The organism is Clostridium sp. (assembly GCF_017888565.1).
Classification (GTDB): Bacteria; Bacillota; Clostridia; order Clostridiales; family Clostridiaceae; genus Clostridium.
Genome location: NZ_JAGHFX010000047.1, coordinates 1 through 11,869 on the forward strand (window position 1 = coordinate 1; position 11,869 = coordinate 11,869).

Annotated in this window: 13 protein-coding genes and 1 pseudogene; 7 read left to right on the forward strand and 7 right to left on the reverse strand. The window is 26.4% G+C overall.

What is annotated here, in order from left to right; translation table 11 throughout:
• Positions 1-152: 152 nt before the first annotated feature.
• Both J7M87_RS08680 and J7M87_RS08685 read right to left on the reverse strand, forming a co-directional pair.
• Positions 153-419, reverse strand: coding sequence for a hypothetical protein (locus J7M87_RS08680; protein WP_291650650.1), 267 nt, complete (start codon positions 417-419; stop codon positions 153-155).
• Entirely contained in the window at positions 412-591 is a 180-nt protein-coding gene (locus J7M87_RS08685; RefSeq protein WP_291650652.1) for a hypothetical protein, read from the reverse strand. The genes J7M87_RS08680 and J7M87_RS08685 overlap by 8 nt, the downstream gene beginning before the upstream one ends.
• Before the next feature lie 167 nt (positions 592-758).
• Between J7M87_RS08685 and J7M87_RS08690 the strand changes: the two genes are divergently transcribed.
• From J7M87_RS08690 to J7M87_RS08705, 4 genes are all read left to right on the forward strand, one after another.
• Positions 759-1,127: a helix-turn-helix transcriptional regulator gene (locus J7M87_RS08690; RefSeq protein ID WP_271816857.1), complete on the forward strand. Its 369-nt coding sequence runs from the start codon at positions 759-761 to the stop codon at positions 1,125-1,127.
• 82 nt (positions 1,128-1,209) lie between these two features.
• On the forward strand, positions 1,210-1,407 hold the full coding sequence (locus tag J7M87_RS08695) for a type II toxin-antitoxin system HicA family toxin (protein WP_291650658.1): 198 nt from the start codon (positions 1,210-1,212) through the stop codon (positions 1,405-1,407).
• Positions 1,408-1,445: 38 nt separating this feature from the next.
• Complete coding sequence (locus J7M87_RS08700; RefSeq protein ID WP_271816856.1) at positions 1,446-1,859, forward strand: type II toxin-antitoxin system HicB family antitoxin; 414 nt, start codon at positions 1,446-1,448, stop codon at positions 1,857-1,859.
• A 57-nt stretch (positions 1,860-1,916) separates the two neighbouring features.
• A complete protein-coding gene (locus tag J7M87_RS08705) occupies positions 1,917-3,428 on the forward strand; it encodes a recombinase family protein (protein WP_291650661.1) in 1,512 nt (503 codons plus the stop codon).
• A 34-nt stretch (positions 3,429-3,462) separates the two neighbouring features.
• Here J7M87_RS08705 and J7M87_RS08710 read toward each other — a convergent pair.
• Positions 3,463-3,777: pseudogene (locus J7M87_RS08710) on the reverse strand (aminoacyl-tRNA deacylase); the annotation flags it as partial.
• Between the two features lie 94 nt (positions 3,778-3,871).
• The gene (locus J7M87_RS08715) at positions 3,872-4,348 is read right to left on the reverse strand and encodes an ATP-binding cassette domain-containing protein (protein ID WP_291650709.1); all 477 of its coding nucleotides are present in this window, start codon (positions 4,346-4,348) and stop codon (positions 3,872-3,874) included.
• Positions 4,349-4,636: 288 nt separating this feature from the next.
• Between J7M87_RS08715 and J7M87_RS08720 the strand changes: the two genes are divergently transcribed.
• Positions 4,637-5,788: a double-cubane-cluster-containing anaerobic reductase gene (locus tag J7M87_RS08720; protein WP_291650664.1), complete on the forward strand. Its 1,152-nt coding sequence runs from the start codon at positions 4,637-4,639 to the stop codon at positions 5,786-5,788.
• A gap of 9 nt (positions 5,789-5,797) precedes the next feature.
• Positions 5,798-6,571 (forward strand): acyl-CoA dehydratase activase, encoded by a 774-nt coding sequence (locus J7M87_RS08725; RefSeq protein WP_291650666.1) that lies wholly within the window; start codon positions 5,798-5,800, stop codon positions 6,569-6,571.
• 31 nt (positions 6,572-6,602) lie between these two features.
• Here J7M87_RS08725 and J7M87_RS08730 read toward each other — a convergent pair whose 3' ends face one another.
• The 3 genes from J7M87_RS08730 to J7M87_RS08740 form a co-directional block, all read right to left on the reverse strand.
• Positions 6,603-8,654: a PAS domain-containing sensor histidine kinase gene (locus J7M87_RS08730; RefSeq protein ID WP_291650669.1), complete on the reverse strand. Its 2,052-nt coding sequence runs from the start codon at positions 8,652-8,654 to the stop codon at positions 6,603-6,605.
• Positions 8,655-9,225: 571 nt separating this feature from the next.
• Positions 9,226-10,092: an SDR family oxidoreductase gene (locus J7M87_RS08735; RefSeq protein ID WP_291650671.1), complete on the reverse strand. Its 867-nt coding sequence runs from the start codon at positions 10,090-10,092 to the stop codon at positions 9,226-9,228.
• Positions 10,085-10,249: a hypothetical protein gene (locus tag J7M87_RS08740; protein ID WP_291650673.1), complete on the reverse strand. Its 165-nt coding sequence runs from the start codon at positions 10,247-10,249 to the stop codon at positions 10,085-10,087. Before J7M87_RS08740 ends, J7M87_RS08735 begins: the two co-directional genes overlap by 8 nt.
• Before the next feature lie 145 nt (positions 10,250-10,394).
• On the opposite strand from J7M87_RS08740, the gene ilvA reads away from it, so the two are divergent.
• Positions 10,395-11,594: a threonine ammonia-lyase gene (gene ilvA, locus J7M87_RS08745; RefSeq protein WP_291650675.1), complete on the forward strand. Its 1,200-nt coding sequence runs from the start codon at positions 10,395-10,397 to the stop codon at positions 11,592-11,594.
• Positions 11,595-11,869 lie beyond the last annotated feature (275 nt).

Sequence of the window (11,869 nt, forward strand, 5' to 3'; positions counted from 1 at the left end):
CATTAGGATATTCTTTAACTGTAAGCTTAAATAACTCTTTTCCTGCAGCATTTACTATTACAACCCTTAAATCACCTTTTTTATCAAAGAAATGCCTGCCTACTTTAAAGCTTGTACCTTCTTCATAAGTTTTCTTGAACTTTTCTAATAAACTATTGCTCACACAAACACCCCTTATCCATTCTCATGTACTCCTCTATTGATTTCCCGCTTTCTTTAGCTTTTCTTTCTATACTTCTGACTTGTATAGCAAACATCCCATTTACATATTTGATTGTCTCCATAGAAGGTTGTTGTTTTATTATTATTCTGCTTCCCATTATCCAACCATCAGTAACAAATGGCTTTCCATCTATGAATTTTAATTCTGGCTCTGGTAAGCTAGGATCATATTCTTTTTCTTTTCTTTTTCTAGCCATTACTTTTCACTCCTACCATTTTTAATCTTTTCCTTTCTTCACTTATATTGATAGATGCTCCTATTATTATTCCTTCGATAATTCCCTCTGCTCTTTCTTTTGTATATCCACTAATATTACTTTTTGTATTAAATATTCTTGATAAAATATTTTGTTTTTCTTGTAATGTCATTTTTACACTCTCCCTCCACTTAATTCGTTCTTTTAGAACTTTATATTTTTATAATAAGACACTTTAGAACTATTTTCAAGTTTTTTTTGCAAATTTTTTAATTTTAACTTCATTTAATGTTGCTAAGCGACACTTTTTGCAGTATTATATTTATGGGAGGTTTTTTTATGAATAAAATTAAAGATAGAATAAAACTTATTAGAATTTCCAAAAATCTTTCACAAGATGAATTCGGAAAATCTATAAGTCTTTCAAGAAGTGCTATCGCAGGATATGAAACTGGAGCTAAAAATGTTACAGATAGAGTAATAAATGATATCTGCAGAGAATTTAAAATTAACGAACAATGGCTCAGAACTGGTGAAGGTGAAATGGAAGCTAAAATGACCTCTGACGAAGAATTTGCTTTTTTAGTTGGTGCTTTTGCAGCTGAAAGTGATGACTTTAAAAAGAGAATCATAAAAGCTATGCTAGAAATTGAAAATAAAGATGACTGGGAACTTATAGCATCTATTATTGAAAGACTAGCAAAATAAAAAAGAGGATTAAATTTAATCCTCTTTTTTATTTACACGTATTAAAATACGTGTTATAATAGTGTCGTAAGGAGGGAACTTGATGAAATCTTATTCTTCAAGGGAACTTGTTAAAATACTATTAGCAGATGGTTGGTATGAAGTAGCTTGTGTAGGTGATCATCATCAATATAAGCACCCTTTTAAAAAAGGAAAGGTAACCATACCTCATCCTAAAAAGGATTTACCTAAGAAAACTGTTAAAAGTATTTTTCAACAAGCTGGGATTAAGTTAAATTAATCCCTCTCTCCTTAACTATTATAAAAAGGATGGTTATTATGAAAGATATTTATTCATTCTTATCAATTTTTACTTATGATGAAGATGGCATATCTATAGAATTTCCTGATTTACCTGGATGTTTATCTTGTAGTGACACACAAAATGATGCAATAAATATGGCTAAAGAAGCTTTAGCACTACATTTATATGGAATGGAATCTGATAATGAAGAAATACCAGTACCTTCTTCTTTAAGCGACCTCAATATTAATAAAAATCAAGTTCCAGTTCTTATTGATGTTTATATGCCTCTTTATAGAACTGCTATAGAAAATCAATCTGTAAAGAAAACATTAACTATTCCACTATGGCTTAATAAACTTGCTGAAGAAAAGAAAATTAATTTTTCACAAGTCCTTCAAATTGCTTTAAAAGACCAACTTGGCATTAACGAAAAATTCAACAAATAATTTTTATAGTAAAGACTTTGAAAAATCAAAGTCTTTACTTAAATATATGTAAATGAGGTGATTAAAATTAGGGTTGCAATTTACTGTAGAAAATCTGTTTTGGTTGAAGGATCTGTTTCAATAGAAACTCAAATAAATTTATGTAAAGACTATATTAATAAAAAATATTCTAATGCTAACTTTGAAATTTTTGAGGATGAAGGATTTAGTGGTGGCAATACTAATAGACCTGCATTTCAAAAAATGCTTAAACTTATAGATCTTAAGCAATTAGATATTGTTATTTGTTATAAGATTGACAGAATAGCAAGAAATACATTAGATTTCTTGAATACATTAGAAAAATTTAAACAAAGTAATGTAGAACTTATATCAGTTAGTGAAGGTTTCGACCCAAATACTCAAATGGGTAAAATGATGCTAACTTTATTAGCTTCTTTTGCAGAAATGGAAAGAAGTAATATTCAACAAAGAGTTAGCGATAATATGCTTTCTATCGCTAAAAAAGGTAAATGGACTGGTGGGAGTGCTCCAACTGGATTTATTAATGGTAAAAATGGTGGTTTAGAAATATCAAATGCTAACTTAATATATGATTTATTTACTATGAAATATAATAATAATTTAAACTCTGAAATAATTTCATATATTAAAGAAAAATATAACCATACTTTTCAAGGAACTACTCTAGCTTCATCTTGGAGAAAACCTATTTATGTTAAAAGTTCTAAGTCGGTTAACTTATACTTAAAACATAAAGGATATACTGTTTTAGGTGAAGAAAATTTAATTAATTCCTACCTTACCTATAATGACAAAAATACTAAATATGCAGTTGTTAGTGATATACCTGGATTAATTGAGCCTGATGTTTGGATAGCAGTTAATAAGCAAATGGATTCAAATATATCACGTGAAGGTAATAGATTTAGTGAAAAATACTGGCTAACAAAAACTTTACGTTGTAAGTCCTGTGGAAAGACTTATTGTGGTCAAACTAAAAAAACTAAAACAAAATATTATAAAAAAGATGGTACCGAAAAAATATACGAATCTATAACAGATTATTATATGTGTAGAGATATGCTTCAAGGAAAACTAAAAACTTGTACTAATACTAAAAGAATAAAAAAAGATTATATTGAAGATAGAATATCTAAATTAATATATAAATTAAAAAATAAAGATGTTTTCAATTCTTCTTATAATAAAAATTTAGTAAATAATAAAAAAGCTATTTCATCATTAGAAAAGAAAATTAAAACTATTGATAAAAATATAAATAATCTTACTGATAAACTTTCAATTCTTAGTAATGAAGCTTCTATTTTTATTGTAAACAGAATAGAACTGCTGACTACTGAAAAAACTAAAATTAGAAATGAAATAATAGAATTAGAAATGCAAGAACTTGAAAATATGAATGTAAATTATGACTTTGTATTTTATAATGTAAGATCATTTAATGATGATATGACAGTTGATGATAAAAGATCTAGCGTAATGAATATCTTCAAAGAAATAGTTTATGATCCAAAGACAGATACATTTGAATTTTCTTTTAAATAACGGACTTCGTTCGTTATTTTTTTGTTTAAATTGAAATAGGAGAACATCCCCCATGAATGTAACCTGTTAATGGTAATAATTCTTTTGACTTTATCATTTCAATAGATTTTTCACCGACACTTTTTGCTGCTTTTTTCAAATTCAATTCTTTTTCCACAGGTATTACAAATACATAATAATTTTTTGATTTTCCAACTGTTACAAGGGTTTTAAAAACCTGATTAGGATCTTGCCCTAATACTTTTGCAACCTCTACCCCACTTATGGCATCAGTATCTACATAAGAGTAACTATTATATTTAATTTTCTTTTTATCTAAAATTCGCATTACATTTGTTTTTTCATCCATTAAGTATCCCTCCAAATAATATAATTATATCATTTTATAAAAATATTACTATTTATAACATACTATAAGATATAATAAAAAAACCTTTATATAATCAAATTATTATTTTACCATCTTTCATTTCTATTATCTTATTAGCAGCATTAGCAACATACTTATCATGAGTAACTAAAATTATAGTCTTATTATGTTTTTTGTTTAGCATTTTTAATATCTCTGTCATTATAACACTATTTGATTGATCTAATGCACCTGTAGGCTCATCAGCTAAAATAATATTAGTTTCCTGCACTAAAGCTCTTGCAATGGCAACTCTTTGTTGCTGTCCCCCTGATAATGTCCAAACTTTACGTTTTTTCAAATCTAATATGCCTAAATCAAGCATATAATCTTTAACTTTATTAAAATTAACTTTTCTTTTTCCACTAAATTCTAAAGGTAGTAAGATATTTTCAATTACATTTAAATCTTTTATTAAAGAGAAATTCTGAAATATAAAGGCAAACTCCCTATTTCTCATAAATGCAATTTGTCTTTCAGTTTTATCATTCATATTTTTACCTTTAAAAATATAGTCGCCAGAGGTTTAAAAAGCGCGCACGACAAATTTAAAGATTATTTTAAATCTCTTTTTAACTTGTTTAATTAAATTTTTTAGAACTACAATCCTAAAATCCATATTTAATTAGTAATATATAAACTTTTATAAACCGTTTTCAGAAGCGTATTTTCATGTTAAAATACTAATATATAAATTAATTAATCCTAATCCAACTTTTCATTTTTAAACTCTTTTTATCATATATTTAAAATAAACTTTACTTATTATTTATTAACATTAAAAGGGAGATTGAGATTTATGAAACTACAAAAAGATTTACCTGAAATTTTTGAAACCTTCGGTGAAATTAGAAGGAATTCATTTATTACGGCAAAGGAACAAAAAGAAAAGGATATACCTCTTATAGGAGTATTTTGCACCTATTTCCCTCAAGAAATAGCTTTGGCAATGGGTGCTTCGACAGTATCTTTATGTGCATCTTCTGATGAAACTATTCCAGACGCTGAACAAGACTTACCTCGTAATTTATGTCCATTAATAAAATCAAGCTATGGATTTGGAAAAACAGATAAATGTCCTTTCTTCTATTTCTCTGATTTAGTAGTTGGAGAAACAACTTGTGATGGTAAGAAAAAGATGTATGAATATCTTTCTGAATTTAAACCTGTTCATGTTATGGAACTTCCAAATTCTCAAAGTGAAGATGGATTTAAGCTTTGGAAAAATGAAATTATAAAGCTAAAAAACACTTTAGAAAAACAATTTAACGTTATTATCTCTGAAGAAAATATAAGAAAAGCTATAAAAATAAAAAATAATGAAAGAAAAGCTCTTAAAGAATTTTATGAATTAGGAAAGCTAGATCCTGTGCCTGTTACTGGGACTGATATTTTTAAAGTCTTAAATGGTACAACCTTTGCTTTTGATAAAGAAGTAATACCAAATCAATTGAATGAATTAATTGATAAAATTAAAATTGAATATAAAGATACAAAAAAATATGAATCTAAGCCTAGAATTTTAATAACTGGTTGCCCACTTGGAACAGCAACAGAAAAAGTTATTAAAGCTATCGAAGAAAATGGTGCTTATGTAGTTGCATTTGAAAATTGTAGTGGTGCAAAAGCTGTTGAAGACTTAGTAGATGAAAATAATCCAGATGTATATAATGCATTAGCAGAAAAATATTTATCTATTGGTTGCTCTTGTATGAGCCCTAATCCAAATCGTATTAAACTCCTTGATAAAATGATTGATGAATATAAAATTGATGCTGTAGTTGATGTAATTTTAACTGCTTGTCATACTTATAACGTTGAAACATTATCAATTAAAAGATTTGTAAACGCTAAAAAAGATATTCCTTATATGAGTGTAGAAACTGATTTTTCTAATAGTGATATTGGACAATTAAATACAAGAATGGCAGCATTTATTGAAATGCTATAGGATATAATTATGAATATATACACTTTAGGAATTGACTCAGGCTCAACTTATACAAAGGGAGCTTTATTTGATGGCGAAAAAATAATTAACACTTACAAAATAAGAACTTCTGCTAAGCCAAAGGAAAGTATTTATTTAGTATATAATAATCTTTTTAGTGAAAATGTTAAATACACCATTACTACTGGTTATGGAAGAGATTTACTAAAAGAATCTGATAAGAAAGTCACAGAAATAACTTGTCATGCACAAGGAGCTGCTTTTCTAAACGAAAAAACTAGAATCATTATCGATTTAGGTGGACAAGATTGTAAAGTAATAAAACTCGACAACTCATTAAACGTTATAGATTTTATCATGAATGATAAGTGTGCTGCAGGTACTGGAAGATTCATAGAAGTAATGATGCGTATTCTTGAAGAAGATATTAAAAACATAGATGAATTTGTTAAAGATAAAAATAAAGTAAATATTTCTAGTATGTGTACTGTTTTTGCTGAAAGTGAAATCATAAGTCTTTTATCCCAAGATGTTGCTCGAGGTGATATATCTTTAGGAGTTATTCATTCAATTGCTAAAAGAACTGCAAATTTTGCTAGAAGATTAAAATTAGAAAATGATGTGTTTTTTACTGGTGGTCTTGCTAATTCAAGTTCATTTAAAGAAATATTAAGTGAGTATTTAGATTTTAATGTTATAACTGATGAATTAAGTCAATATGCAGGGGCAATAGGTGCATCAGTTATAGGTTATAAAAAATATAAAAAATTATGTACTAAATAAAGATAGCCAAAAAAAATTTGGCTATCTTTATTTATTCGATATATATGTTAGAAAATTCCATATCCATAGTTTGAACTAACCTATTGTCCATAAGATTCATATCTAATCCTTTAGTGTCAGTTGAAATAACTTTATTAGGAAGTATAATAGTAAATTTACTACCTTTTCCTAATTCACTTTTTAGTTCTATTCTTCCGCCCATAGAATTTATAAGAAGACGAACTAGGCACAACCCTATTCCTGTTCCTTCTGACTTTCTTGTTAAATCATTATTTACTTGTCCAAACCGATTAAAAATAACCTCTTGCTTTTCTTTAGGAATACCTACACCCTCATCTTTAACGCTAATATTAGTAAACCTGTCATTGGAATCTAACTCTACCTTTACAGTCTTACCATTTGGAGTAAATTTAATTGCATTTGATAATAAATTAAGTAATATTCTTTCATACTTTTCATCATCAACAGCTATGACTTTCTTATCAATATTACAAATAAATTCAAGGTTAATGTCTTTTCGCACAGCAAAACTTCTAACAGATTCAGTAATAACTTTAGACATACTTACTATATCATAATTACGTAAATTTACATTCAAATAACCAGCATCAGCTCTTGTTATATCTAAAAGGTTATTTACAAGTCTTAACTGCTGTAGTGTACTTAAACTTATTTTATCAATATAACTTACAACCTTTTCAGGTAAATCTTTTCTATAGAGTAAATTTAATAATTGAGTCGTAGAACTCATAACTGTTAAAGGAGTTCTAAACTCATGTGCAATAAATGAAAAAAATTCTTCTTGAGTTTTTAATATTCCTTCTAATTCTTGTTGATGGCTTACCTTATCAGTTATATCTATTCCAACTTTTATAACTTCTTTTACCTGTCCGTCAAAATCAAAGATATATTGATAAAAAGTTTCTATATATCTCTCTTTTCCACTAAGTACCACTTTAATATTACTACCACTAATCATAGAATTATTTTTTTGTTCCCCTTCCAACATTTGTCTATCATTGAGTGGAATTTGTAAAAATGATGAATAAGTATTCTGATTAGAATATATTATTTCTTCGTTTACTTTTTTATTATAATGTATTACCTTAAAATCTGGATATGAAAATCTACATATAAGCAAATCTAAACTATCTATAATATTATAAAATTTATCTCTTTGCTTTTTTAAGCAATTTTCAACTCTTAATGAATCATTTAAAGATCTAATACTAGATATTGCTCCAATTAACTCATTATTCTGATCATATAAAGGATTGCAACTTATATCTGTTTTGATAGTTTTATCCGGTCTTTCACATATAAATCTCATACTCGTTATTATTTCTCCATTTAATGATCGTGAAGCTGGTAATTCATCAATTTCTAATATATTTCCATTTACATCATAATACCTAGTGTGTTCAAGGGTTTGTCCTAATATATTTAACTTATCTGGTTCATAAAAAAATTCTTTAGCTGCCCCATTTAAAAATTCAACTTTCCCATTTTTATCAAAAAAAATTAAACCATCAGTCATATTTTTAACTATGTTTTTATATTTAAGAAATTCACCCTTTAATTTTGAATTTTTCTCCTTTAATTTTAAATTTTCCTCCTTTAATTTTAAGATTTCATTTTTTAAATTCTCGTTTTCAATAGCAATTTCTGTTACATTTAAAAGTGTTATTATTAAAAAAATTAATGAATCTTCTTCCTTCACAGGAGTAACTACACACTTTAAGTAATCTATATCACCATTCTTTTTTTTATGAATAAGATTTTGAGACATTTGTATTTTTCCGCTTTCTATAGCATTTTTTAGAAGAGTTAATATAATGTCTTCTTCATTTAAATTCATAAGTTCTTGTAGTGACATCTTTAAGTATCTTGATCTTTTAATACTTATATCTTCTAATATATCTTTATAAAGTTTATCTGATTTAATTAGCTCTAAATTAGGGAAACTATAAACCCCAGTCCCTGACTTTTCTTTATTAAACAAGTCATCGAATGAAACTACTTCGCTTAAATCATCTCGTTCTAATTTAGAATCTTTCATACAAAAATTAACTAAATTACCCATATCTTTCACCCTAATCCCATATAAAATATAAAATAAAATTTATTATTTAATAAATAATATATATGATATCATATTTTATTAATTATTACCATATTTCACCTTGAAAATGTAAATTCCCTTTATATTATAGCTTTATACTTCGACCCGAGTCGAAAATAAATAAAGAATATAATTTCCGTAATCGTTTTATAGCTTATTTTAAAATTATTCATATATTTAATTATACTTTACATATTGCTTAATTTAAGAAAACCTTAATTCTACTTTTCGTTCTATCTATTATAAGCTTAATATACTTTTTGTTATATTAAGCTAAATTTCATTATTCAATACTAAATTATATTAAAGAATATATAACTCTAAAAACTCATATATTCTTTAAAGCCTTAAATATTTAATTATGTAAATTTTCTTTATTTTTATTAATAAATTTTTATTAATAAAAAAATATTTATAATATATCGAATCTAAAGATATAATTAAAACAAAAATATACTTAAATAAATAAGTATATTTTTATTTTAATTTTTAGTTTTTTATATTTAATAATATCAATATTCTATATTTCCTTCTATGAGTTTACAATTTCTCCTCCATTAACATGAATAGTTTCTCCTGTTATGTATGATGCACCATCACTTGCTAAGAAAACATAACTTTCTCCAAGTTCAACTGGTTGAGCTGCTCTTTTCATTGGGGTAGTTGTACCAAAGCTAGCTACATCACTTTCAGAAAACGATGCCGGAATTAATGGTGTCCATACTGGTCCTGGTGCTACAGCATTAACTCTTATTCCTTTGTCTGCTAAATTTAATGCTAAAGATCTTGTAAATGAAGTTAATGCACCTTTAGTCATTGAATAATCTATTAAAGTTTTATGTCCATGATAAGCAGTGACTGAAGTAGTATTAATAATACAATCTCCTGCATTTAAGTGTTTTAAAACTTCTTTTGTTATAAAGAATGCTCCAAATACATTAGTTTTAAATGTTCTCTCAAACTGTTCTTTAGTTATATCTGTTAAAGCATTGCACACATGTTGTTCAGCAGAATTATTAACTAATATATTGATTTTATTAAACTTACTTATTATTGAATTAACTGCAGATATGCAGAAATTTTCATCACCAATATCGCCACTTATTAAAATACATTCTCCATTCATATCTTCTATAAGCTTTTTAGTTATTTCTGCATCTTGCTGTTCATTTAAATAAATTATTGCTAATTTGGCACCTTCCTTAGCAAATGCTAGAGCTACAGCTCTACCAATTCCACTATCTCCACCCGTAATAATTGCTACTTTATCCTTTAACTTATTACTTCCTTCATTACAAGTTTCTGATTTGAAAATTGGTTTTGGATTCATATTTTCTTCTATTCCAGGCTGTACATTTTGATGCTGTGCTGGAAACTGCATAGGATAATTATTATTCATTTGATTTCTCCTTAACACTATAATTATTATTAAACTTTTTATTAGTTTCTACACTTTCTAGATAATTAGTCTTATTAACTATATTTTTTTCAAAGATTTTCACAGCATTTTTCGTAAAATTACCTATATTACTTAAATCAGTGTAATGTTCACTCATAAATAACTTCTCCTTTCTATATCTTAATAATTCTATTTTTTATAATTTTACAAAAAAATATACTTTTCTGAAATTTATATTCTTCATATATTTAAATAGTGATATAATATTTTTATTATATAAAATTTACTAGAGGTGGAAGTTTATGCATTTAAGTGAAATTGAGAAAACCAGAGAAAAAATTAAAGATGTTATTAACAAAACTCCAATATTGTATAGTCCTATTTTTTCAAAAATGACAAATTGTTCTATATATATGAAGTGTGAGAATCTCCAACTTACGGGAGCTTATAAAATAAGAGGCGCACTTAATAAAATTCGTTCTTTAAGTGATGACGAAAAAAGTAAAGGTGTTGTTTGTTCTTCTGCAGGTAATCATGCACAAGGTGTTGCATATGCAGCAAGCCTTTTAGGAGTAAAATCTACAATAGTTATGCCGAAAACTACTCCTTATCTGAAAATACAATCAACTAAAGACTTTGGTGGTAATGTAGTTCTTCATGGAAACTGCTATGATGATGCATTTCTAAAAGCTAAAAGTATTGAAGAAAATGATAATTTAATATTCATACACCCTTTCAATGATATAAATGTAATTTATGGACAAGGAACTATTGCTTTAGAAATACTAGAAGAAATAAATGATATTGATATAATCTTGTGCCCAATTGGTGGTGGTGGATTAATAAGCGGAATCTCCTTAGCTGCAAAAGAAATTAAACCTTCTATAAAGATTATAGGTGTACAAGCTGAAGGTGCAAATGCCATGGAGCAAAGCTTTAAAAATGGCGATTTAATATCTTTAAATTCTGTTAATACTATAGCAGATGGTATTGCTGTTAAATCACCTGGTGATTTAACATATAAGATAATAAAAGAATATGTTGATGATATTATTACAGTCTCTGATCAAGAAATAGCTGAAGCATTTTTAATATTATGTGAAAAACATAAATTACTTGCAGAAGCTTCAGGTGCTGCTTCATTAGCTGCATTAAAAAGATTAAATTATACAAATAAAAAGATAGCGTGCATAATTAGTGGTGGTAATATAGATATGATTACTATTTCATCTTTAATAAATGATGGATTAGTTGAAAGAGGTAGATTATTTTGCTTTACTCTTGAACTTCCAGATACACCTGGACAACTTCAAGAAATCTCTAGAATACTCTCAGAATTAAATGCAAATATTGTTCAACTTGAGCATAATCAATTTAAAGCTTCTAATAGATTGAAAAATGTTTTGTTAGAAGTAACTATCGAAACTAATGGTATTGAACATATAAATCTAATTAAAGAAACTTTTATAAACATGGGCTTTAAAATAAATCAAATGTATTAAAAATAATTAATACATTAGTTTAAAGTAAACTTTATTTTATTACATATTAAAGAGGGATAGATACCCCTCTTTAATATATTAATTAATTAAATCATCCTTTATTTCATCAACAATTTACTTAATTTCTTCTTCCATCAATATCCCGCCTAACTAAATATAATCATTATATAATATATACTTTAATTTGTTAGATTGCTCTAAAGATTAAATATTTATTAGAATAGATTATTATATTACTTAAGTTAATATTTTATAAATTTATATAAATTCCAATA